This is a genomic window from Sphingomonas sp. P3_C5 (genome assembly GCF_056402635.1).
On sequence record NZ_JBFUHA010000005.1, the window covers coordinates 23,375 to 46,066 of the forward strand.

At 65.7% G+C, this 22,692-nt stretch carries 25 protein-coding genes; 12 read left to right on the forward strand and 13 right to left on the reverse strand.

Translation table 11 applies throughout. The features are described from left to right. Positions 1 to 51: 51 nt before the first annotated feature. From AC1DVS_RS13505 to AC1DVS_RS13515, 3 genes are all read left to right on the forward strand, one after another. Positions 52 to 765, forward strand: a complete 714-nt coding sequence (locus AC1DVS_RS13505) for a haloacid dehalogenase type II (RefSeq protein ID WP_478023794.1) — start codon at positions 52 to 54, stop codon at positions 763 to 765. 87 nt (positions 766 to 852) lie between these two features. Continuing rightward, positions 853 to 1,968 carry a DUF47 family protein gene (locus AC1DVS_RS13510; RefSeq protein WP_478024436.1) on the forward strand — a complete coding sequence of 372 codons (1,116 nt, stop codon included), beginning with the start codon at positions 853 to 855 and terminating at the stop codon, positions 1,966 to 1,968. Positions 1,969 to 1,975: 7 nt separating this feature from the next. After that, entirely contained in the window at positions 1,976 to 2,974 is a 999-nt protein-coding gene (locus AC1DVS_RS13515; protein WP_478023796.1) for an inorganic phosphate transporter, read from the forward strand. A gap of 1 nt (position 2,975) precedes the next feature. Here the strand turns inward: AC1DVS_RS13515 and AC1DVS_RS13520 are convergent, their stop codons facing one another. From AC1DVS_RS13520 to AC1DVS_RS13535, 4 genes are all read right to left on the reverse strand, one after another. Then, a complete protein-coding gene (locus AC1DVS_RS13520; RefSeq protein WP_478023798.1) occupies positions 2,976 to 3,638 on the reverse strand; it encodes a DUF2490 domain-containing protein in 663 nt (220 codons plus the stop codon). A 67-nt stretch (positions 3,639 to 3,705) separates the two neighbouring features. Next, positions 3,706 to 4,755, reverse strand: coding sequence for a DNA polymerase IV (dinB, locus tag AC1DVS_RS13525; protein ID WP_478024437.1), 1,050 nt, complete (start codon positions 4,753 to 4,755; stop codon positions 3,706 to 3,708). 74 nt (positions 4,756 to 4,829) lie between these two features. Beyond that, positions 4,830 to 5,717 carry a class A beta-lactamase gene (bla, locus tag AC1DVS_RS13530; RefSeq protein ID WP_478023800.1) on the reverse strand — a complete coding sequence of 296 codons (888 nt, stop codon included), beginning with the start codon at positions 5,715 to 5,717 and terminating at the stop codon, positions 4,830 to 4,832. 128 nt (positions 5,718 to 5,845) lie between these two features. After that, entirely contained in the window at positions 5,846 to 6,529 is a 684-nt protein-coding gene (locus AC1DVS_RS13535; RefSeq protein WP_478023802.1) for a sulfite oxidase-like oxidoreductase, read from the reverse strand. A 29-nt stretch (positions 6,530 to 6,558) separates the two neighbouring features. Here AC1DVS_RS13535 and AC1DVS_RS13540 point away from each other — a divergent pair, with 29 nt between their 5' ends. The 4 genes from AC1DVS_RS13540 (at position 6,559) to AC1DVS_RS13555 (ending at position 9,763) form a co-directional block, all read left to right on the forward strand. Then, positions 6,559 to 6,978, forward strand: a complete 420-nt coding sequence (locus AC1DVS_RS13540; RefSeq protein ID WP_478023804.1) for a secondary thiamine-phosphate synthase enzyme YjbQ — start codon at positions 6,559 to 6,561, stop codon at positions 6,976 to 6,978. Positions 6,979 to 6,980: 2 nt separating this feature from the next. Next, positions 6,981 to 7,241: a hypothetical protein gene (locus tag AC1DVS_RS13545; protein WP_478023806.1), complete on the forward strand. Its 261-nt coding sequence runs from the start codon at positions 6,981 to 6,983 to the stop codon at positions 7,239 to 7,241. Positions 7,242 to 7,318: 77 nt separating this feature from the next. Further along, positions 7,319 to 8,407, forward strand: coding sequence for a winged helix-turn-helix domain-containing protein (locus AC1DVS_RS13550; RefSeq protein ID WP_478023808.1), 1,089 nt, complete (start codon positions 7,319 to 7,321; stop codon positions 8,405 to 8,407). An 81-nt stretch (positions 8,408 to 8,488) separates the two neighbouring features. Then, positions 8,489 to 9,763, forward strand: a complete 1,275-nt coding sequence (locus AC1DVS_RS13555) for an NRAMP family divalent metal transporter (protein WP_478023810.1) — start codon at positions 8,489 to 8,491, stop codon at positions 9,761 to 9,763. 15 nt (positions 9,764 to 9,778) lie between these two features. Here AC1DVS_RS13555 and AC1DVS_RS13560 read toward each other — a convergent pair whose 3' ends face one another. The 6 genes from AC1DVS_RS13560 to AC1DVS_RS13585 all read right to left on the reverse strand — a co-directional run bounded on the left by AC1DVS_RS13560 (position 9,779) and on the right by AC1DVS_RS13585 (position 13,226). After that, positions 9,779 to 10,408, reverse strand: a complete 630-nt coding sequence (locus tag AC1DVS_RS13560; protein WP_478023812.1) for a MarC family protein — start codon at positions 10,406 to 10,408, stop codon at positions 9,779 to 9,781. Between the two features lie 75 nt (positions 10,409 to 10,483). Next, positions 10,484 to 10,999 (reverse strand): Hsp20/alpha crystallin family protein, encoded by a 516-nt coding sequence (locus tag AC1DVS_RS13565; RefSeq protein WP_478023814.1) that lies wholly within the window; start codon positions 10,997 to 10,999, stop codon positions 10,484 to 10,486. A 78-nt stretch (positions 11,000 to 11,077) separates the two neighbouring features. Further along, a complete protein-coding gene (locus tag AC1DVS_RS13570; protein ID WP_478023816.1) occupies positions 11,078 to 11,554 on the reverse strand; it encodes an Hsp20 family protein in 477 nt (158 codons plus the stop codon). Positions 11,555 to 11,679: 125 nt separating this feature from the next. Next, positions 11,680 to 12,138: a group III truncated hemoglobin gene (locus AC1DVS_RS13575; protein WP_478023818.1), complete on the reverse strand. Its 459-nt coding sequence runs from the start codon at positions 12,136 to 12,138 to the stop codon at positions 11,680 to 11,682. Positions 12,139 to 12,221: 83 nt separating this feature from the next. Beyond that, positions 12,222 to 12,464 carry a DUF6894 family protein gene (locus AC1DVS_RS13580; RefSeq protein WP_478023820.1) on the reverse strand — a complete coding sequence of 81 codons (243 nt, stop codon included), beginning with the start codon at positions 12,462 to 12,464 and terminating at the stop codon, positions 12,222 to 12,224. A gap of 33 nt (positions 12,465 to 12,497) precedes the next feature. Then, the gene (locus AC1DVS_RS13585) at positions 12,498 to 13,226 is read right to left on the reverse strand and encodes a Crp/Fnr family transcriptional regulator (RefSeq protein ID WP_478023822.1); all 729 of its coding nucleotides are present in this window, start codon (positions 13,224 to 13,226) and stop codon (positions 12,498 to 12,500) included. A 473-nt stretch (positions 13,227 to 13,699) separates the two neighbouring features. Between AC1DVS_RS13585 and AC1DVS_RS13590 the strand changes: the two genes are divergently transcribed. The 4 genes from AC1DVS_RS13590 (at position 13,700) to AC1DVS_RS13605 (ending at position 17,991) form a co-directional block, all read left to right on the forward strand. Then, the gene (locus AC1DVS_RS13590) at positions 13,700 to 15,691 is read left to right on the forward strand and encodes a hypothetical protein (protein WP_478023824.1); all 1,992 of its coding nucleotides are present in this window, start codon (positions 13,700 to 13,702) and stop codon (positions 15,689 to 15,691) included. A gap of 172 nt (positions 15,692 to 15,863) precedes the next feature. Beyond that, positions 15,864 to 16,646, forward strand: a complete 783-nt coding sequence (locus AC1DVS_RS13595) for an energy transducer TonB (RefSeq protein ID WP_478023826.1) — start codon at positions 15,864 to 15,866, stop codon at positions 16,644 to 16,646. 104 nt (positions 16,647 to 16,750) lie between these two features. Next, on the forward strand, positions 16,751 to 17,623 hold the full coding sequence (locus AC1DVS_RS13600) for a S1C family serine protease (RefSeq protein WP_478023828.1): 873 nt from the start codon (positions 16,751 to 16,753) through the stop codon (positions 17,621 to 17,623). Next, positions 17,620 to 17,991, forward strand: coding sequence for a response regulator transcription factor (locus tag AC1DVS_RS13605; protein WP_478023830.1), 372 nt, complete (start codon positions 17,620 to 17,622; stop codon positions 17,989 to 17,991). Before AC1DVS_RS13600 ends, AC1DVS_RS13605 begins: the two co-directional genes overlap by 4 nt. Positions 17,992 to 18,073: 82 nt before the next feature. On the opposite strand, the gene AC1DVS_RS13610 is transcribed toward AC1DVS_RS13605, so the two are convergent. Next, positions 18,074 to 19,015, reverse strand: a complete 942-nt coding sequence (locus AC1DVS_RS13610; protein WP_478023832.1) for a LysR substrate-binding domain-containing protein — start codon at positions 19,013 to 19,015, stop codon at positions 18,074 to 18,076. Between the two features lie 91 nt (positions 19,016 to 19,106). Here AC1DVS_RS13610 and AC1DVS_RS13615 point away from each other — a divergent pair, with 91 nt between their 5' ends. Next, on the forward strand, positions 19,107 to 20,201 hold the full coding sequence (locus AC1DVS_RS13615) for a hypothetical protein (RefSeq protein ID WP_478023834.1): 1,095 nt from the start codon (positions 19,107 to 19,109) through the stop codon (positions 20,199 to 20,201). Here the strand turns inward: AC1DVS_RS13615 and AC1DVS_RS13620 are convergent. Further along, complete coding sequence (locus AC1DVS_RS13620; protein WP_478023836.1) at positions 20,179 to 21,207, reverse strand: hypothetical protein; 1,029 nt, start codon at positions 21,205 to 21,207, stop codon at positions 20,179 to 20,181. The two genes, AC1DVS_RS13615 and AC1DVS_RS13620, sit on opposite strands and share 23 nt — an antisense overlap. A gap of 120 nt (positions 21,208 to 21,327) precedes the next feature. Then, the gene (locus tag AC1DVS_RS13625; protein WP_478023838.1) at positions 21,328 to 22,371 is read right to left on the reverse strand and encodes a rod shape-determining protein; all 1,044 of its coding nucleotides are present in this window, start codon (positions 22,369 to 22,371) and stop codon (positions 21,328 to 21,330) included. Positions 22,372 to 22,692: the final 321 nt, after the last annotated feature.

Here is a 22,692-nt window from a genome sequence, read left to right on the forward strand (position 1 = left end):
CGACCAGCAAATCTCTATTGTCAGGGATCGGCGATGCCCTTGGGAGAAGTAATGACCGGCTCGATCAAGGCGTTGGCATTCGACGTGTTCGGCACGGTTGTCGACTGGCGATCGGGCATCGCCCGCGAGGCGGCCGCCTTTTTCGGCGAGATCGGCCGCACCGATATCGATCCGCATGGTTTCGCCGATGAGTGGCGCGGCCTCTATCAGCCGGCGATGGAGGAATGCCGTTCGGGCAGGCGCCCTTTCACGCCGCTCGACATCCTTAACCGCGAAACGCTCGACACCTTGCTCGATCGCCATGCCATCAAAGGCGCGCACGAAGCGTCGATCGCCCATTTCGCGCTTGCCTGGCGCCGCCTTGATCCCTGGCCGGATGTGGTCCCGGGCCTTATACGGCTGAAGGCCCGCTTCCCGATCGTGACGCTCTCTAACGGCAATATCGCGCTGATGGTGGAAATGGCGCGCCGCGCCGGTCTGCCCTGGGATGCGATCCTCGGCGCCGAGGTTACCCGCGCCTATAAGCCCGATCCGCAATCCTATCTCGGCACCGCGGACATCCTCGGTATCGCCCCCGCCGAACTCTGCCTCGTCGCGGCCCATCACAGCGATCTTGCCGCCGCCCGATCCTGTGGGCTGAGCACCGCCTATATCGATCGTCCGCAGGAATATGGCGGGCGCCCGGCGCCGGACCGGCATCTGCGCCAGGATTGGGAATATGACGCCAGCGGGCTCGAGGATCTTGCCGATCGCCTTGGGTGTTGAGTCCTAAAGGCTGGACACGAGCCGCGTGTCGTGATTCTGCAACATTGGCCCTCGCGGACGAGCGATGACCATTTGGAGAGAGCTGACATCGACCAGGTAGGCGCCCTTCCTTATCGTATCATGCCCGACGGTAGCGCACAGGTGATGCTGATCACCTCGCGCGATTCGGGGCGCTGGGTCATCCCCAAGGGCAACCCGATGGCAGGCTTCGCCCCGCATGAAGCGGCTGCCGAGGAAGCGTTCGAAGAGGCCGGAATCCGCGGAATTCCGTGCCCGACGCCGCTTGGGACCTTCACCTATCTGAAGCGCCGCCGCACCCGGCGGAGCCGAAACCTCACCGTCACCGTCTTCCCGATCGCGGTGGTCGAGCAGGTCGAATCCTGGCCCGAACAGGCTGAGCGCGATACCCGCTGGTTTGATCTGGATCAGGCAGCTAAGAGTGTCACAGAACTGCAACTTAAAGCGCTTATTGCCGGTTTCCGCGAGCCCATCATTCCGGCGAGCCTGGCGCAACGTGTGCTGCCGGCATTTCGAAGCAAGGCAAGAAAGAGGGTTCCGATGGTTGCGTGGTTTCAGGCATTGATGCCGACACAGGGGCGCTTTTTCGATCATTTCGAAGCGCATGCGGCGACGCTCGTCGCGGGCGCCGATGCGCTCGCCAAGCTGCTCCACAATGAAGGTCCGATCGCCGAGAACATCGCCGAGATCGTCAAGCGCGAGCATGAGGCGGACGATATCACCCGCGAAGTGCTGCAGGATGTCCGGCGCGTCTTCGTCACGCCCTTCGACCGCAGCGCGATCACCAGCCTGATCGGGGTGATGGACGACGCGATCGACCAGATGAACGGCACCGCCAAGTCGATCGAGCTCTACGAGGTCACCAGCTTCGAGCCGCAGATGCGCGACATGGCCGGCATCGTCGTCGAGGCCGCGCGGGTGACCGCTGAGGCCATCCCGCTGCTCCGCTCGGTCGGCAGCAATGCCAGCCGGCTGCATGATCTCACCGCCCGGCTGATCCAGATCGAAGGTCATGCCGACGATATCCATGACGCCGGGCTCAAGGCCCTGTTCAAGGCGCATGGTGCCAGCTCGCCGATGGACTTCATCGTCGGACGTGAAATCTACAGCCACCTGGAAAAGATCGTCGACCGCTTCGAGGATGTCGCAAACGAGATCCAGGGTCTCGTGATCGACCACGCTTGAACCGCCGGTGACGCTCTCCCTCCCCCTGCTGATCGGCCTGATCGGTGTCGCCCTGCTGTTCGATTTCCTGAACGGCCTGCATGACGCCGCCAACTCGATCGCCACCGTCGTCTCGACGCGCGTGCTCAAGCCGCATCATGCGGTGCTCTGGGCCGCCTTCTTCAACTTCATCGCCTTTGCGGTGTTCGGGCAGCACGTCGCCCAAACCGTCGGCACGGGGATCATTTCGACGCAGATCGTCGATGCGCAGGTGATCTTCGGCGCGCTGATGGGCGCGATCGTGTGGAATGTCATAACCTGGCTGCTCGGTATCCCCTCGAGCAGCAGCCACGCGCTGATCGGCGGACTGCTCGGCGCGGGCATTGCCAAGGCGGGGTTGAGCGTCGTGGTGTGGGCAGGCGTGACCAAGACGGTCGTCGGCATCTTCGCATCGCCCGCAGTCGGCCTGAGCCTGGCGCTGGTGCTGGTGCTGATCGTTGCGTGGACAAGCCTCAAACTCACCCCGATCGCGGTCGATAAGCGTTTTCGCAAGCTGCAGTTGCTCTCGGCCGCCGCCTATTCGCTCGGTCACGGCGGCAATGATGCGCAAAAGACGATGGGGATCATCACCGTCCTGCTCTATTCGCAGGGCGTCTATAGCGGCGCCTTCCATGTGCCGTTCTGGGTGGTGCTCGCCTGCCAGGCGGCGATGGCGATCGGCACCATGTCGGGCGGCTGGAAGATCGTCCACACCATGGGCTCGAAGATCACCCGGCTCACGCCCGCCCAGGGCTTCTGCGCTGAAACCGGCGGCGCCATCACGCTGTTCATGGCGACCTTCGGCGGCGTCCCTGTCTCGTCCACCCATACCATCACCGGCTCCATCGTCGGCGTGGGCGCGGCGCGGCGCTTCTCGGCAGTGCGCTGGAATGTCGCGAGCAACATCGTCATTGCCTGGTTCGTCACGCTTCCAGCGGCCGGGCTGGTCGCCGCGCTGACCTATTGGATCACTGGACTGTTCATCTAGGCTAGAACCGGATGGAGAGTGTTATGGGGATGGCATCATTGTGGATGTCCCCACTGGCGCGCGGCAGGAACTGGTTGAGATAGCCGGCTTCGATCTCGACCCTCCGGCTCAGCGGTACTGAGATCCCGGCAAAGCTCCTCAATTGGTCTAAGCCGCTGCGCACGCTCGATGTCTGGTTGAGCGCAATGAAAGGCTCAACCCAGACGATCCCGGTCACATGATGCCCAAGCGGTAGCGAGGCCTTCACCTGCTCGCGCACCCGCCAGTTGGTCGCATTCGCGCCGCGCTGGAAACGCTGCTCGAGCCGGGTGCGTGACGAGAAGGTGATGCCGGCGATCGATCCGGCTTTCCAGTTGAGCTGCTCGACGACCTGATCCTCAAGCCCCACGCGGCCGAGCGGCGGATAGCTGACGACATGGACATAGCCGACCCAGAGAGTCAGGTCGCTGCCGAGGCTGTGGCCAAGCTGAAGCCGCGTTTCGAGTTGTGACGGACCGCTATGTTCGCGGTCCGCTCGACCAACCACCTCGCCCGAGATCGACCAGCCCTTGCCGATCGGCGCGCTGACATAGACCGTCGGCCAGGGCTGCACCTTTTTCGCATAGGCTGGAGCACTGGCGAGCGCGCACGCGGCCATGAAAGCGAGGGTGGGAAGTGGCCGCATCGGCCTCCCTCTAGTTTGTTACAGTTTTGTGACAACCAGCAATATTGCAGCGCGCCTCACGCATGCTTCATTCGGGGCGCACTTGCCCCAGCAGATCGAGCTGCGCGTCCTCGCCCGCCTGATCGAACGTCGACAGGGTGACGCCGATCAGGCGAATGCCGGCGCGAAGCGGAAACAATGTCCGCACCAGCGCGATCGCCACCTCGTGCAGCGTGTCATGGTCGTTCACCGCCGAAGCCCGCGTCCGGCTCCGCGTCACCGTACGAAAATCGGCATAGCGCGCCTTCACAGTCACCGTCCGGCCCCGCCCGCCGGATTTCTCGCACCATGCCCAGACATCGTCCGCCATCGCGCGCACGCCCGCCTCGACCTGCTCTGGCTCGACGAGATCGACTTCATAGGTCGTCTCCGATCCGGATGATTTGCGCGGCTGATCGGGGTTGACCCGTCGATCGTCCTCACCGCGGGCAATGGCGTGGTACCAGCTCCCCGCCTTGCCGAAATGCGCCTGGAGGAAATTCAGCTCGCGGTCGCGCAGGTCGGCGCCGGTGAAAATGCCGAGCCGGTTCATCCGCTCGGCGGTTTTCGGCCCAACGCCGTGGAAACGACCGACCGGAAGCTCGGCGACAAAGGCGGCCCCCATGCCGGGGGTGATCACGCATTGGCCATTGGGCTTGTTCTGGTCGGACGCGAGCTTCGCCAGGAACTTGTTGTACGAGATGCCCGCTGACGCGGTGAGGCCGGTCGTCTCGAAGATCCGCGCCCTGATCTCGGCCGCCGTCTCGGTCGCCGATGGCAGCCCGCGCAGATTCTCGGTGACGTCGAGATAGGCCTCGTCGAGCGACAACGGCTCCACCAGTGGCGTATAGTCATGGAAGATCGCGCGGATCTGCTGCGAGACAGCGCGGTAGACGTCGAAGCGCGGAGGCACGAAGATCAGGTCGGGGCAGCGCCTGAGCGCGGTGACTGAAGGCATTGCCGAGCGCACGCCGAAACGCCGCGCCTCATAGCTCGCCGCCGCGACCACGCCGCGCCCGCTCCGACCACCGACCGCGAGCGGGCGACCCCGCAAGTCGGGATTATCGCGCTGCTCCACCGATGCGTAGAACGCGTCCATATCGACATGGATGATCTTGCGGGTCACGCGGTGAAGATTAGGGCGACGCGCGGCTTTTGTCTCGCGACACGCGCTCAGATCATGCCCAGCAGCGCCCTGGCCACCTGCGCATGGACTGCGTTTCCCGCATCGGCGCCGAGATCGGTCTCAGAGAGATAGCTCGCCACCAGCACGGGCCTGCGCCGCGGCGGCCAGAAGATCGCGACGTCGTTATAGGTGCCGCGGTCGCCCGTCCCGGTCTTGTCGCCGGCGCGCCAGTCCTTCGGCAGTCCTGCGCGCAGGCGTTCCAGGCCGGTCCGGCATTCGATCGTCCAGGCAATGAGCTGCGCCCGATGAGCCGGCGAGAGCACGGCGCCCAGCCACAGTCGCGCGGCGCTGCCCAGCATGGCGAGCGGCGTGGTCGTATCGCGCGGATCGCCGGGCGTCGCTTCGTTGAGCGACGGTTCGTTGCGGTCGAGCCGCGTCGCCGTGTCGCCGATCTGGTGCAGGAACCGGGTCAGCGCCGCGGGACCGCCGATCGCGGCGAGCATCAGGTTTGCCGCGCCATTGTCGCTTTCCACCACCATCGCTCGGCATAGCTCAACGACCGTCGCCGTGCCCCCCACGCGCTTCGCCGCGAAGGGGGCGTGGCCGATCACGTCGCTTGCGCGAACCGGCACCGGCCGATCGAGGCGTTCGGCGCGCTGTCGCACCCGGACGAGCACGGCCCCGGCGAGCAACAGCTTGAAGGTGCTGCACATCGGGAACCGCTCATTGCCGCGATAGGCGAAGCGACGGCCGGTGCCGGTATCGTGCAAGGCGACGCCCAGCCGCCCGCCGCTTCTGGCCTCGATCCGCGCGATCGCTTCATGCAGCGGATCGGCAATTTCCGAATGCGGAGGCTCGATTTTTCGCATGGCTGCCCATGCGGAGGCCGATACCAGCCCCGCGCCGCCCGCCACCAGAAATGCCCGTCTGTCCATTTGCCCGTCTCCCGATGTCAGGCGAAACCTGACAGGCCGGCCTGCGCGCGGCAAAGCATCATTCCTCGGCAAAGCCATGAATAAAACTCATATCGGCTGCCGGCCGTGCCTCGCCCGAGCGGGAGCCCTCAGGAATAGCGCTCCTCGGCCCATGGGTCGCCGCGCATGTGATAGCCATTCACTTCCCAGAAGCCGGGCTTGTCCGCGGGCAGGAAGTCGATCCCGCTGATCCACTTGGCGCTCTTCCAGAAATAGAGATGCGGCACGACCAGCCGCACCGGCCCGCCATGCTCCCGCGCAAGCGGCTTGCCCTGCCAGCCATGTGCAAGGACCGCGTTTGGCGCCGCGAAATCGGCGAGCGGCACATTGGTGGTATAGCCGTCCGATCCGTGCAGCATCAGATAGGCGGCTCCGTCCCGCGGTTGGACCAAATCGAGCAGGTCGCGCGTCGCCACGCCGCGCCAGTCATTGTCGTACCGCGACCAGGTCGTGACGCAGTGGATGTCGGACCTGAGATCGGTCTGCGGCAGCGCCATGAAAGCGGCCCAGTCGAGCGTGACCGGACGCTCGACCAGGCCACCAATGGCGAGTTTCCATCGTTCGAGCGGGACATTCGGCTGCTGGCCAAGATCGAGCACAGGCCAGTCGCGGACGAGATGCTGGCCCGGCGGCAATCGCTCGGTCTCCGGCCGCGCGACATGGCCGGTCAGGAATTTGCCCTCGCTCGCCCAGCGCTGCTTGGAGCGGGTGAGCTTGCTTGCCTCGGGCGAGATATCGTCGTCCAGGGTTCGATCCTTTGCCGGCTCGATCATTTGGCACTTCGCGCGTTATAGCATCCGGCATGAGGCAGGCGACAGGCAGTTTGACGATCGAGACCCGGCGGCAAGGGCTGGTCGAGGTCACCCGGGAGGTCACCTTCTGGGTCGCCGGGCAGGAGATGGGGGAGGGCCTGCTCACGGTCTTCTGCCGCCACACTTCGGCATCTCTGCTCATCCAGGAGAATGCCGCGCCCGAGGTGCGGAGCGATCTCGAAGCCTGGATCGCCCGCATCGCACCAGAAGATCCGTCAGCCTATGCGCATGACGATGAGGGGCTGGACGACATGCCGGCGCATCTCCGCACGCTGCTCACCGGCGTGCAGCTCTCGATCCCGCTCGTCGATGGACGCTTGGCGCTGGGCACGTGGCAGGGCATCTATCTGTTCGAGCATCGCCGGCGCCCGCACCGGCGGGAGCTCGCGCTGCACCTGATCGGAGAATAGGCTTGGATCTCGACGCGCTGCTCTATCATTATTTCGGTACGACTGATCTGGAGACCCTCGACGAAGCTGCGATCGAGCTCGGCGTCGAGCGGCTCGGCACTGCCTTCTGGACCGAACACGAACCCGGCCGGCGCTTCGCGCTCTGGGCCCTGCTTCACGCGCTCGGTGAGGCGCCCGATCCGTCCACCGCGTTCAAGGACATGCGCGAGCGTGCCGCGGCCGAGGCCTATGCCCGCGCTGCCGGACTGGCGGAACGGCCCTGAGCGAACAGCTGTCGCTCGCCCAGGCGCGGCGGATCGCGCTCGCAGCGCAGGGCTTTGGCGCGGCCCTGCCCGATCGCGTGGACCAGGGGCGCCTCGGCCGCGTCATTGACCGGCTGTCGCTCCACCAGATCGACAGCGTCAATGTGCTCGTCCGCGCGCATTACCTCCCCGCTTTCTCCCGGCTCGGCAATTATGATCGCAGCCTGATCGACCGCGCCGCCTGGGGGCGGAAAAGCGAGCGGCGGCTGTTCGAATATTGGGCGCACGAGGCCTCGCTGCTGCCGCTCGCGCTGCAGCCCTTGTTCCGCTGGCGAATGGCGCAGGCGGATCACGGCGAGGCGGGCTGGAAAACCATGCGCGCCTTCGCCGGCGAGCGTCGCGCCGAGGCCGAGGCGATCCTCGCGCGAATCAGAAAGGAGGGTCCGCTCGCCGCCTCGGATTTCGAGGATAAGGGCAGCACCGGCTGGTGGGCCTGGAGCGATACCAAGCATGCTCTCGAATGGCTGTTCTGGTCAGGCCATGTCACCACCGCCACGCGCCGTAACAGCTTCGAGCGCCTCTATGATCTGACGGAGCGCGTCATCCCGCCGCACATCCTGTCGCTGCCGACGCCCTCAGATCAGGACGCGCACCGCGCGCTGATCGAACGCGCCGCCCGCGCGCACGGCGTCGCCACCACCACCGATCTGCGCGACTATTTCCGCCTCAAGCCCGAACAGGCGAGCGCGGCGGTCGCGACACTGGCGGAGGAGGGCGTGCTCGTGCCGGTCGCGGTGAAAGGCTGGAGCCACCAGGCCTTTGTCCACCGCGATGCGAAGCGTCCGCGGCGCATCCGCTCCGCGGCCCTGCTCGCGCCGTTCGATCCGCTGATCTGGGAGCGTGCCCGCACGGAGCGGCTGTTCGATTTCCGCTACCGCATCGAGATATACACCCCGGCCGAAAAGCGAGTGTACGGCTATTATGTCCTGCCCTTCCTGCTCGACGACCGGATCGTCGCGAGGGTGGATCTCAAGGCCGATCGCCAGGCCTCGCGCCTGATCGCGCACCGCATCCATCTCGAGCCCGCCGCCCCGCCCGAAACAATCGAGCGCCTCACCGCTGAGCTGCGCCGAATGGCGGACTGGCTGGCGCTGGAGGAAGTCGGCCTAGGGCCCATATTAACATAGATCATGCACGGTCAGGCATCACTCCTGTATCCCGTCCCCCTGCGCGACCGGCCATCGTTCCGCCCGAGCCAAGGACACTGAATGAGTCTGGACGCGTCTCCGGAAAAGCATGCCGAACCGACCTCGGTGCTGAAGCAGCTCGGTCCCGGGCTCGTCACTGGTGCCGCGGACGACGACCCCAGCGGCATCGCCACTTACTCCCAGGCCGGCGCACAATTCGGCTTCGGCCTGCTCTGGACCCTGGTCCTCACCTATCCGCTGATGACTGCGGTGCAGCTCGTCAGCGCGCGGATCGGCCGTGTCACTGATGCCGGCCTCGCCCGCAACATGGCAAAGATCCTGCCGCGCTGGATCGTGATGGGGCTGGTCAGCCTGTTGTTCGTCGCCAACACCATCAACATCGGCGCCGATCTCGCTGCGATGGGCGAGGCGGCCCAGCTGGTGGCCGGCCGGGGCGATCACATCTTCACCGCAGGCTTCGCGATTGTGTCGCTGCTCCTGCAGATGTTCGCGCCCTATCATCGCTATTCCAACATCCTGAAATGGCTGACGCTGGTGCTGCTCGCCTATGTCGCGCTGGTCTTCATGGTCCATGTCGACTGGCGCGCGGCCGGCAAGGGCCTGGTCTGGCCGACCATCGCAGGTGTCAGCGGCATCACCACCGTGGTCGCGATCTTCGGGACGACGATCAGCCCCTATCTCTTCTTCTGGCAGAGCTCGCAGGAGGTCGAGGAGATCGATCAGGATTCGGCCAAGCACGCGCTGAAATATGCCCCGAAAGAAGCGCCCGCCGAATTCCGCCGCATCAGCCTCGATACCTTTACCGGCATGGCGGTCTCGAACCTCGTCGCGCTGGCGATCATGATCGGCACGGCCGCGACGCTCCACGCGTCCGGCAAGACCGACATCGCCACCGCTGCCGATGCGGCGAGCGCGCTGAAGCCGGTCGCGGGCCAGTTCGCCTTCCTGCTGTTCAGCCTCGGCATCATCGGCACCGGCTTGCTCGCCATTCCCGTGCTGGCCGGCTCGACCGCCTATGCGATCGGCGAAGCGCGCGGCTGGAAGGTCGGGCTCGAGCACAAGCCATGGGAGGCGCGCGGTTTCTATGCGGTCATCGCGATCTCCACGCTGCTCGGCATCGGCATCGACTGGTCGCCGATCGATCCGATCAAGGCCCTGTTCTGGAGCGCGGTGATCAACGGCGTGGTCGCGGTGCCGATCATGGCGGTGATGATGATCGTCGTCACCCGCAAATCCGCGATGGGCGACTATACCGCCTCGCTGCCCCTGCAATTCTTCGGCTGGACGGCGACGGCGGTGATGGCGGCAGCGGCGGTGGCGATGCTGGTCGTATAAGCGGATCGCGCGCCTTCAATGCAGGAATGGCGCATCGGCCAGCCCATCGAATACGAACTGCACCGCAAGTCCAGCGAGCAGGATGCCCGAAACGCGGCTGACCACATCGGCCCCGGTGCGACCGAGGATCGCGATCAACCGCTCGGCCGCCCGCATCGCGACAAAGGTGAGGGCCAGGCACACCAGCACCATCGCGATCACTCCGGCCGCCTCGATCCAGCCGGCGGTGCGGCCCATCACCAGCACCGCGGCGGAAAGGCTGCCCGGCCCGGCGATCATCGGAAAGGCGAGCGGGAATACGGCGATGTCGCCCGGCCGCTCGGCGTCCCGCTTCTCCCCCTCGCTCAGCGACGACAGGCCGGGGCTCGAAAAGGTGAGCGTCAGCGCCTGGAGGAACAGCAACAGCCCGCCGGCGACGCGGAACGCCGGCAGCGAAATATGGAGCAGCGACAGGACGAGCGCGCCGCCAACCGCGAACAGCAGCAGCACCCCGCCCGCGATCGCCACTGAGCGCAGCGCAAGGCTGCGCCGCTCGCCGCGATGGACGTCGGCGGTCAGGCTCGCAAACACCACCGCCGTCTCGACCGGTCCGATCGTGACGAGCAGGGTGACGAAGCTTGAGAGGATGCTTGGTGCTACGTGCACAGGTCAGGGTTGGATCGTGATTGCCGCAGAGGCTGCTGCCCGCCCGGGGCTGGTGCCCCGGACGAGCCTGCGTCTTCATGCCGCCTGCGAGTTCACCGGAATGCGACGGACATTCTCGTTCGCCGCCGCCGATTTCGGCAGCGTCACGGTCAGCACGCCATTGGTGAAAGAGGCAGCCGCCTTGTCCGCCTCGATGCCGCGCGGCAGGCCGATGCGGCGCTCGAAGCGGCCATAGCTGCGCTCGGAATAGCCGCGCTCCTTGTCTTCGACGTCGGAGCGCTTCTCGCCGCGCAGCGTCAGCACGCCGTCCTCGACGACGATCTCGACATCCTTCTCGCTGAGCCCGGGCAGCTCGGCGGTGATGCGGATCTCCTTGTCACTTTCGCCGAGCTCGAGGTTCGGCCAGGACAGGCCGCGCTCGAACCCGCCGAAGGACGGCGCGCCGAACCCGCGAAAGACATCGTCGAACAGCCGGTTCACTTCGCGGTGGAGCGACAGCAAGGGATGGTCGTCCCGGTCGCGCTGCGTGCCGGCCGGAACGGAGAGCCGGTTCTCCTGCCGGCTCCAGGGAATCAGATCACGGATAGCCATGGTTCTTTCTCCTGTTCTGCGGTGGGAGGGATGGCCCACCGGCCGCCGCACGCGGCGCCGGTGAGCCAGGGTAATGGATCAGGCGGCCTCGCGGCTCTCGGCCGCCGGTGCCTCGATCCGGTCGTTCGCGGGGCTCGCACCGCCGATCTCGATCCGGCGCGGCTTCATCGCCTCGGGTACGACCCGCTTCAGTTCGATGCTGAGCAGGCCATTCTCGAAGTTTGCCGCACCGACCTCGATAAAGTCGGCGAGCTGGAAGCGGCGCTCGAACGGCCGCGCCGCAATGCCCCGGTGCAGATATTCGCCGTGGTTGCCCTCGGCGTGCCTGCCGGTGACGGTCAGCTGGTTCTGCTGGGCGACCACCTCGATATCGCCGGGCGCGAAGCCCGCCACCGCAAGCGTGATGCGGTAGCTGTCCTCGCCTTCTCTCACGATGTCGAACGGCGGATAGCCGTCGCTGCCATCGCCGCGCATCCCGGTTTCGAGCAGGTCGAACAACCGGTCGAAACCGACCGTGGACCGCCTGTAGGGCGTAAAGTCGAAATTGGTTCTCATCTCCAAATCCTCCTCAAGAGCAATCTGGGCATGAGCCGCGCCGGTAGAAGAGCCGGCGCCCTCCATGTCCAACCGGACCCGGTTCGGCGTCCGGCGAGGAAAATCTAGTAAGCGGAAAAGCGACTTCAAGGGCCCCGATTGCCGTCTGCAATATCGCTGGACGCATCCATTGTCGCACGGCCGGCGGGGGATGGTTCGAGGGTGAAATATAAAGCGAGGCTCAGGCTCTCGGCGATGCGCTCGGCCTTGGCCTGAAGCGCAGCGGCGGCGGGCGCCGCGAACAGCTGGGCGGTGGTCTGCCGCCACAGCGCGAGCCAACGCTCGAACATCTGCGGCGCGATCCGATCGCGATGCCGGAAATGCGCCGGTACCGGCTGGCCCTTATACTGTCCGCTGGAGAGCATCACCGAGGACCAGAAAGCGGTCAGCTTTTCGAGGTGCCCCGGCCAGTCGCCGATCGCGTCGTTGAACAGCGGCCCGATCAGGTCATCGTGCCGAACGCGGTCATAGAAAAGGTCGACGAGCGCCTTCAAAGAGGTGTCGTCGATATGGTCGAATTGAGTCACAAACGCTGCCTTGGTCATGCCGTTGCAGCGCCTTTACCGGGTGCAACCTCATGCGCCCATTGGGAAATATACGCATTGCGGGTGAGCGCCAGGCTCCCGGGTCAGCGGCCCGTCACCACCACGGCATCCCGGAAATAGACCCGCCCGAGCTCCTCAGCCGCGCTGTTCGCGATGGAAATATAGCAGTCGAGGCACAGTCTGCCGGCCCGCATCTCTCCGATCATCACATCGCGCGCATTGACGATCGCAACATGCGTCGCCTCCTCGAGCGAGGCGCATTCCTGCCCCTCGGGGTCGTCAAGCACGGTGCCGCATTCATTGAGATGTAAAAAATAGCGGGTCATTGCTGCCAAACCCGTCCGTTTCGTCCCGGCCGCTCAGGCCGCCGCGTGGAGATATGCCGCATCGAATGCAGCGGCGCGCCGGAAGCCCTCCCATTCCTGGATCTCCAGAAAGCCGCCCTTCCGGCTGATCAGGCCTTCCTCCGTCAGCTCCCGCAACATGCGGTTGACATGCACCGGGGTCAGGCCGGTCGCATCGGCGATCTCTTCCTGGGTGAACGGCAATTTCATCCGCTGCGGCGTGCCGAGGCCGACCGCCTCGCAGCGCACGATGAACTCGCACAGCATATGCGCGACGCGAGTCTTCGCATCGCGGCGGCCGACGTTCAGCACCCATTCGCGGAAGATCGAGGCGTCGATCAGCGCATCGCGCCAGAAGGCATTGCCGATCGTCGGTCGCTCGGCGATCAGCGCGCGGAGCGCGCCCATCGGAATCCACACGACCGTCGCGTCAGTGATCGCCTGAACATTATGGTCGGCCTGTTCGAGGAACAGGTGCTGGAGATCGAGGATGTCGCCGGCGATATGGAAGGAGACGATCTGCCGCCCGCCATCCGCCGCGAGCTTGCTCCGCGCCGCAAAGCCCTGGATCAGCAGGCAGCATTCGCGGGGCACGTCACCGTCGCGGACCAGATACTGGCGCGCCCGGACCTGGGAAAGCCGATGGGGCAGGGCGAGGATTGCGCGCTCGTCCTGTTCGTCGATCTGGGCCAGTTGGCGCAGCTTGCGAACGAGTGTTGAGAAGGGTGGATCACTGCTCGTCATGGGTCTCTCTGCAGACAAACGTCATCGCGACAACAAAGCGCGATGGCTGAGAACGTTCCCGCAACGCGGGTACGCTGATTTCGTACAAGATTGCTGACTATACAAGGGGGTAGATGGTTTCCGGGGATCCCGCCGTCAAGGCGGGCAAGAACGGTCCCGCGCCCCGCTCAGCGATCGCGGTCTTAGCTCTGCAAGTCGATATCAAGCACCGCCAAAATCGATACGTACCCGATACGAAGATTGTACAGAAACGACGAGATTGCCGCCAAGTGTTTGAAACGCAGTAAATTGACGTGCCGATAAAAACTCTCTCAGTTAAATAAAACTTTATGTCGTTTTCAAACAATACAGGATCATGAGGCCACGATAGTGCCGCTCACCGAGGCGATGTAATCGAGTCGATACTTGATGCCACCTCTATCCGCAGGGTCGCATCCCCAGACCGGGGAATTTTCATCCTGAGGAAAGCAATCATGACTGACCATATTCAAGACATAGAAGTGTTGGGCGATCTGCTCGGGCAATCCGACGCAATGGCCAATCTGCTCCAGGCAAGGGGCAGTTTCGAAGCCGCTTATGCTGCGTTCCGCGCCGAGGATGCGGAGAAATTCCAGTCGGTGATCGCGCAGGCGAATCTGCAGCTCTATTGCGAGCGGATCTGTCACTGGATTCGCACCAAGGAATGCGTCTTCCTGTGCCTGGAGCTGGCCGGGCCGCCTGTCGCGGCAACGGGTCTCGATCCCCGCGTGCTTGCCAAAGCGATTGCGCGGATCGGCGACGATCCGAAGCTCGCCAAACATATCGCCGATGTCCTGGTGAAGCGGGATCGTGCCGGCTTTGCCGAGATACTGAAAAAGCTCGAGATCCAGCCCTATGCGCATCTCTTCTGCCACTGGCTGTGCATCATCCGCTACCGTCTGGTGTGCCGCTGGATCTGCCATGTCGGCAAGATCGAACGTCCGGTGCTGGCAGCCGAATTGCAGAACGCGGCGCGGGCCATCGCCGTTCTGTTCAAGGACGAAAAGGCGTTCCGGGCAGCGGTTGCCGCCTCCACCGCCGGCGACACAGCCAAACTCGGTGCCGCGATCACTGCCGCGCGGCTTGGGCTGCGCTGCCATTTCGTCTGTGAATTCTTCTGTTCGTGGCGCTGTGTCCTGGTCTGCCTGACCCTGGCCCGCGCCTATCCGTTCAAGGCGATCGAAGGGCCGCTCCAGGTTCGCGAGGCGCATGATTTCGCCGCCGCGCTGGTCAAGCTCGCGCAGAACCCGACGGATCTGATGCGCTTCAGCACCGCCGTCGGCACCGGCAATGTCGAGGCATGGGCAGCGCTGATCAAGCAGTACAAGTTCGAAGCCTTCGCGCTTCAGCTCTGCCACTGGATCTGCGGCTGGCGCTGTGTGCGCTTCTGCAAGCTGGTGTGCGTCGGTGTCGATTATCACCCCTGGTTTACGCATATCGGCGATTTCAGCGTCATCGGCGGCGGCGATATCAGCGCGGCGACCGGCCTCACTACAGGCCCGCGCGGTGGCCATGGCGGCCCCGATTTCGGCTTTTATGGCGCGATGAGCCTGCGCGGCTTCTGCCCGAAAAAGGACCCCGCGCACCCAGGCGAGAATATGGCGTACCGCTTCCTGTTCCAGCCGGCCGGCGCCGTGCAGCCGACGCCGATCGGGCCCGGTTTCGTCCATGGAGTGCTGGTCGGCACGCGTCACTGCCTGTGGAACGGCGACCCCAATACGCTGCAGACCATCCGGATCCGCGGCACCAACCCTACGCCGACCCCGCCGATCCCGAATGCCGATCCGAGCCCGCCCGAACATTTCATCGTGCCGGACGCGGATGGCTGGATCCTGGTCGACCAGGACGCGCTCGACGATGCGTTCAGCGGCTATCTGATGGGGTTCAACTCAATCGCCGGGGTCGTGCCCAATGGCAACGCACCGACCAGCGTACTGGCCGGAACGGAAGTGCCGGTCGTCGACCAGAAGAACGGCGTCGATTGCGCCATCATCTTCCAGGCGACGCGGGTCAGCACCATTGGCGCGGTCAACATGGGCGGCGCGCCTGATTATGCCAACCAGATCGACAAGGTGCGGATCAACAACTGGAATCAGGTCTCGTTGCTCGACCTGCTTCAGTTCCACAGCGGTGGCGGCACGCCCTGCTCGCCGCTCAGCACGGATCTCGACATCGAATATAGTGTCGATCACGAACTGATCCGCGACTGGAGCATCGGCCTGGCGACCGCTGCGCCGGGCGTCTCGCTGACCAACCCGCCACCGCCGCCCTCGACCGTGCGCGGCGGCTTCGGCATCCACCATGAGGACATTTCGGCCTGGCCGACCTGCTCCTACACGGTGACGCTGACGACGCGGCGGCGGCTGACCGACGGATTGACCGACGATCCGGGCTCGCCGAACCCGAAGACCTTCTGCATCGGCCGGCGTGTGGTGAGGCCGAGCTGAAGCCAGTGAGGTGACGCATCCCACCCTTTCGTCCGGCACTACCGGGCGAGAGGGTGGGACCGCGCCTTTCTTCTTTCTCTTGTTCGCCGGCGAAGAGTTCCGGGTTGAACATGCGGGGCGTACATGGACAGGCGTCGCCCAAAGCCCCGAACCCATGCTCATGCGTTAAGCCATGATGACTGCACTAGAACTCTCGGCATTCGACCAGCCGCCCGACCGGTACCGTCCTTCGCGCTCGCCAGCCCCGGCGATCGTCGCGGTCTTGGTGCAGCTACTGATCGGCTATCTCCTGATCACCGGCCTCGCGGTCAGCCTCGGCGGCCATGTGCCGGAAATGCTCCAGACCTTCAGCGTCAGTCCGAGCCCACCGCCGCCGCCCGTCGAACACGTCACCCCGCCCAAGCCGAAGAGCCACAAGCCCGACGGCGCAGCGTCGCCCGCCAATCTCAAGGCAAAGCCGACCGACCTGGTGGCCCCGACGCTCCCCCCGCCAATACCGCAGACCATCGCCGCCGCACCCAAAGCCGGCCCCGGCACCGCCCCATCGGCAGGTGCCAGCGACGTGCCAGGTCCCGGCACGGGCGCGGGCGGCCAGGGCACGGGTACCGGGAGCGGCGATCAGGGCTCGGGCGACGGCGATGGCGACGACACCCCGCCGCGCCTGGTGCGCGGCCGCATCAAGGATTCGGATTACCCGGCGGCGGTGTGGGAAAGCAGCGTCCCCCAATCGCTGCTGACCCGCCTGACCATCGACGCGACCGGCCGCGTTACCCACTGCGCCATCACCCGATCGAGCGGCAACGCAGCTTATGACGCCGTCACCTGCCGCCTCGTCGAACAACGCTTCCGCTTCGCCCCCGCCCGCGACGCCCATGGCAAACCAATCCCCAGCTTCGCCGAGGGCGAGCATGAATGGACCGGCCGCCCGCCCCCTCCCGACGAACGCGACAACTAATTCGGGGACACTATACTAAACTCACTACCCGCGCACCTACCTGACCGGGTAGCTGGCGAACCGCGCCCTTCGTGCGCACATGGTGTGGCGAAGGAGTCTCTCGAATGACCAGCTCGCCCCTCGCCCTCTTCTCCACCGGCCTCGCCGATCTCGTAGCGGCGACCGCGCCGTCGATCGTCGAGGTCGCCTCCCACCGCTCGCTCGCCAGCGGCTTCGTCTGGCGCGAGAATCTGATCGTGACCGCGGAGGAAACCCTGGCCGATAGCGGCGAGGTCCTTGTCGAGCTCGCCGGTGGCGAGGTCCGCACCGCCACCCTTATCGGCCGCGATCCGACCACCGATATCGCGTTGCTCCGCGTCGAAGGTACCCCCCTCGCGCCTGTCTCCTTCGCCGCCACCGCGCCCCGCCCCGGGTCGCTCGCCCTCGCCATCGGCGCGGCGGAAAGCGCATCGCTCGTCGCGCTCGGCGTCGTCGCTGCGGTCGGCGGTGCATGGCGCTCGATGCGCGGCGGCGAGATCGCGGCGCGTATCGAGCTCGACCTGCGGCTGCCCGCGCGCGGGGAGGGCGGTCTCGCCCTCGATCCCGGCCAGGGCGCGTTCGGCATGGCCGTCCTCGGCCCCCGCCGCCGCGCGCTCGTCATCCCCGGCGCGACCGTGGATCGGGTTGCCGCCCTGCTGCTCGCCCATGGCCGCATCCCCCGCGGCTATCTCGGCTTGGGCCTGCGCGAGGTCGAGATCGGTGACGACCAGACAGGCGCGATGATCATGGCGGTCGAACCGGGCGGCCCCGGCGCTACCGCCGGCCTCCACCAGGGCGATGTGATCACCCGCTGGGCCGGGGAGCCAGTCGGCTCGGTCGCCAGGCTCCTCCACAGTCTCGGCCCGGACAGTATCGGCACGCATGTCAGCGTCGGGATCAGGCGCGGCGGGCAGGAGTGTGAGGTAGAGATCATCATCGGCGAGCGGCCACGCGGATGAGCGACGCTCCCGCCGGTCCGATCGCGCTCGCCCTTCGCATCGAGGACGGCGCGCTCGCCGACCGCCTCACCGCGCTGCTCGGGGGCGTCGCCGGCATCCGGATCGTCGCCGACGGCGATGCGGCGGACGTGGTGGTTTCGGCTGCGGACGTTGGGGGGCAAACCCTCTCCCAGCCCCTGACGCCACGCGAGCGCGAGGTCGTCATCCTGCTCGCGGAGGGCCTCTCCAACAAGGAGATCGCCCTCCGCCTCGGCATCGCGCCCGACACCGCCAAGTTCCACGTCGCCCGCGTGATCGACAAGCTCGATGCGACCGGCCGCACCGACGCCGTAGCCCACGCCGCCCGCCGCGGCGTCATCCATCTTTGAGGGTGGAGGTCGCGTTAGCTAAGTTCAGCCCCTCCCCAGGGATCCAGCCGGTTCGACACCCTGAACCAGCCCACGCGCGGTCCTAGGAAGCGGCCACCACCACCGCCCCGCGGATAAACGCCCGCCCCGCCTCGCAATCGCGCGCCGCCTCGTCGCACAGCCACTCCCGAAACCGCGCGATCTTGCGGCTGTGCTGCCGCGCGACCGGATAGGCGAACCAGAAGGATCGCCCGTCCCCCGCGACCAGATCATGCGCCGGCACCAGCCGCCCCGCGGCGATCTCGCTCGCGAACAGGATCGGCGAGGCGATCACGATTCCCTGCCCGGCAAGCCCCGCCGCCACATCCATATGCTCGGTCGCGAGATTGGTGCCGAACCGCTCCGGCGGCGGCCCATCGGCAAAACCAAGGGCGCGGTACCACAAGGCCCACCAGTCGGGCCGCCCCAGCAGCGGCACCTCCAGTACGCGGCGCGGATCGTCGATCCCGATCGCCGCATCCTTCAGCGCCGGAATGCAAAGGGGCATGAAGATGCTCGGCAACAGCCCGACCGTCCGCAAGCCCGGCCAACGGCCATGGCCGTTGCGGATCGCCGCGTCATAGCGCCCGGCGCCGAGATCATGCGCCTGCTGCGACAGCTCGAGCTCGAGCAGGATCTCGGGGTTCTGCGCCCGGAAGCGGCCGAGCTTCGGCGTCAGCCAGCTCGTGCCGATCGTCGGCAGGGTAGTGAGCGACAGCCGCGCCTCGTCCATGTCCGCCGCGCGCAGGAAACTCGCGCGGAGCGCCGCAAAGGCGTCCGTCGCCTCGCGCGCCACCACCGCGCCCGGCTCGGTCAGCTCGACCCGGTGCGGATGGCGCCGGAACAAGGCTACGCCAATCTGCTCTTCCAGCTGGCGGACATGATAGCTCACTGAGGCTGCGGAGGTGCCGAGCTCCTGCCCGGCCCGGGCGAAGCTCTCCAGCCGGGCCGCCGCCTCGAAGGCGCGGATCGAGGCGAGCGAAGGGAAGCGGCGATCGTCGACCATAAGTCTGCCTTGGGGTCTAGCCGCAACTCTCGCATAGTCAACGCTGCCCGCCTGCCGCACCTTCGCAACCGCACCCATCGTGGAGCCATACATGATCCAGCCTATGCTTTCCGGAGCCGCACCCCTGCTGGCGCGCCGCGATGTCCTCGCTGCCCTTGCGCTCGGCACTGCCGGCTTCGGCATCCCGGACGCCCTGGCGCGGGCGATGGCCGGCCCTGCGCACGAACGCGATTGGGATTGGCTGGTCGGCACCTGGCAAGTCTGGCACCGCCGACTGAAGGAGCGGCTGGTCGGCGATACAAGCTGGGAGGAATTCCCCGGCAGGAGCGTGTTCTGGCGCACCCTGGGCGGCCTCGGCAATGTCGACGATAATGTGGTGGCGATCCCGAGCGGCACCTATCGCGGCCTCTCGGTGCGCGCCTTCGATCCCGCCACCGGCAAATGGTCGATCTGGTGGCTAGACGGCCGCGATCCGACCCGGATCGAGCCGCCGGTGTCCGGCACGATTCAGGGCGATACCGGCGTCTTTCTCGGCGACGATACGTTGCGCGGCAAGCCGATCACCGCGCGCTTCCGCTGGCTCGATATCCACAGCGCCCGGCCGCATTGGGAACAGGCCTTCTCGCCCGACAAGGGCAGGACCTGGGAGGTCAACTGGGTCAATTTCTTCACCCGCACCGCTGCCGAGCCGCAGCCGATGCCCCGACTGGATGGCGCGCCCGACGACTGGAACTTCCTTGTCGGGAGCTGGTCGGTGCATCATCGCCGGCTCAAGCAAAGGCTCGTCGGCAGCACGGATTGGGAGGAATTCGACGGCACCTTGGTCAACTGGCCGGTGCTCGGCGGCCACGGCAATGTCGGCGACAATGTCTTCAATCGCCCGGACAGGGTCCGCCGCGGCATCGGCCTTCGCGCTTATGATCCCACCACAAAGCAATGGCAGAGCTGGTGGCTTGACGGCAGCGCCCCCGGAGCGATCGGCGCGCCCGCCCGCGGCGGCTTCGCAGGCGCGACGGGTCTGTTGCTCGGCGACGATGTCCAGGACGATCGGCCGGTGAAGACCCGCATTACCTGGTCGCGGATCACCCCAGTCTCCGCCCGCTGGGAACAGGCTATGTCCGCGGACGGCGGCCAGAGCTGGGAGACCAACTGGGTGAGCGATTTCACGCGGCGGGGCGCTGCATAAATGACTTCAAAGCTGCGATCGAGCCGGTCATGAGGGCTGTCGCCCTAAGCGCAAATGACTGCCTGCGTGGGGCCGTAGCCACCATATATCGGCCCCACATCAGCCGGTGTGAAACGCCTGACCGGGCCGCTGAAAGATCCGGTGTGAAATTGTGGCGCATCGGGGTGTTTGGCTCTGTACTGCTCGATCCCGTTGTCGTTGTCGGCAGCTTCCTGCTTGAGTCTTTTGCATTCTGTCGGTGTGAGATGAACCAGTGCTCTTCGTGATAGGCTTGTTGAAAGCGCGCGGTCTGCGCTGCGGTGCAGGGCGCAATCCAGCCTAAAGGCAACATGTCGAACGACGACCACAGGATACGTTCATTGTCTCCACTGGTCTGGAGCTTGAGAGTAACGCAAAACTTGGCGTCCGGAGCCTTCGGCGAATAGATATCATGCGGCGCCACGGTGCCGATCATGTTGAAGTCGGCCGCTGAAATACGCAAGTCCTGCCGATGGCCATGATTGTGGGGATCGATCATGGCGCGATAGCTTACGCCGCCGCTCCACCCGTGGTCGATCCGCGTCCCGACGATTGGATAGTTCTTGGTGGATTCGACCCCACCCTTCGAAAATATCCGTGTCTCGGCGACCCGTTCGTTATGGTCGTCGATCGCCACGGCCAGCGATGGAAAACCGCCCAGGCTCAGCCACAGCGCCAATGTCAGCTTTTTACCGAACGCGACCTTGGGTTTGAACATCATCGCCAGCGAGAGCCCGGCCCAGATGAAAGCGCTGGTCTTGAATGCGGAGTCGACCGAGCCGACGCCTCTATGGGTAATCATCGTCGTCTTGTGCGGCGCAAGGTGAATCAACAGATATCCGATTGAGCCGAGAACCACGACTATCGCGACAAGCCCCGCGAGCGCGGACACCGCGCCATAGGATGGTTTGGTCGACCCAAGTTTCGACACTTTGCTCGCCGAATTGGCAAGCGTCGCGTGACATTCTGCGATCTTCTGTTCGATCAATTCGGATCGACCCTTAGCGGTTATTGGTGGCTCCGGAGCAACTCGGGTCTGGATAGGCCATGTCGGATTAAGATCACCCTTACCCGACCAACCTTGTCAGGCGCACAATCCACGCCCCCCTCAAGCCGAAGTCATAACCCCCCGATACACCGGATCCTCCAGCGCCTGCCCGGCCCCCCGCGCCACGCAGATCAGCGCATCGTCCGCCACCGCCACCGGCAGCCCGGTCGCCCGCGCCAGCACCGCATCGATCCCCCTTAGCAGCGATCCGCCGCCGGTCATCACGATCCCCTGGTCATAGATATCGGCGGCCAGTTCGGGCTCGGTCTTTTCGAGCGCGCCGAGCACGGTTTCCACCACCTGGCCGACCAGGTCGGCGAGCGATCCCGCAATCTCGATCTGGCTGACTTCGACTTCCTTGGGATAGCCCGCGACGAGATCGCGCCCCTTCACGGTCATGACGACGCCCTCGCGCGCCTGGTCGACGCTCGCCATGCCGATCTCGAGCTTCACCCGCTCCGCGGTGGATTCGCCGACCATCAGGTTGTGCTTGCGCCGGATATAGGAGGCGATCGCATCGTCCATCCGGTCGCCGCCCACCCGCGCCGAGGTGCTATAGGCAAGGCCGCGCAACGACAGCACCGCGACTTCGGTCGTGCCGCCGCCGATATCGACCACCATCGCGCCGATCGGCTCGGTGACGGGAAGCCCAGCGCCGATCGCCGCGGCCATCGGCTCCTCAATCAGATGGACGATCCGCGCGCCCGCATTCTCCGCCGCTTGGCGGATCGCGCGGCGCTCGACCGGGGTCGCGCCCGAGGGGATGCAGATCGCGATCTCGGGACGGCGCGGCAGCCGGCTCGGCCCGCCATGCACCTTGTCGATGAAATGCTTGATCATCTGCTCGGCGACGTCGATGTCGGCGATCACGCCGTCGCGCATCGGCCGGATCGCGCGGATGCCTTCCGGCGTCTTGCCCATCATCAGCTTGGCCTCGGCGCCGACCGCGCGGACGCGCTGCACGCCGTTCAGCGTTTCGATCGCAACCACCGAGGGTTCGTTGAGAACAATGCCCTTGTCGCGCAGATAAACGACGGTGTTCGCCGTCCCGAGGTCGATCGCCATGTCGTTTGAGGCTCGGCTGAGCAGGCGAGGAAATCGCATTGAGGCTATATCATTTCCGTGTTTGCTCAGGCCCATCCCACCTGAAGTTAACGCACCCGGGCGTCGAGAAGGGCGGCGTGGCCGCGCCCGGTGCGCGCGTCAATGCCGCCAGCCGCGCCGCGCGTTCGGACGGGCTGTGCGAACGACGAGGGGCGGCGAGGCGCCCACACCCACTACGTCACCGCCCGACGCGCACGTTGCGTCATCTGTACAATGTTCTGTACAGCGCCAGCGGACCAGCCGACAGGCATGACAAAATTCTCCAACAGGCCGGGCGCCATTTTCGCCCGTTCTCCCTCGTGAAACTCCAACGCGGCCGTC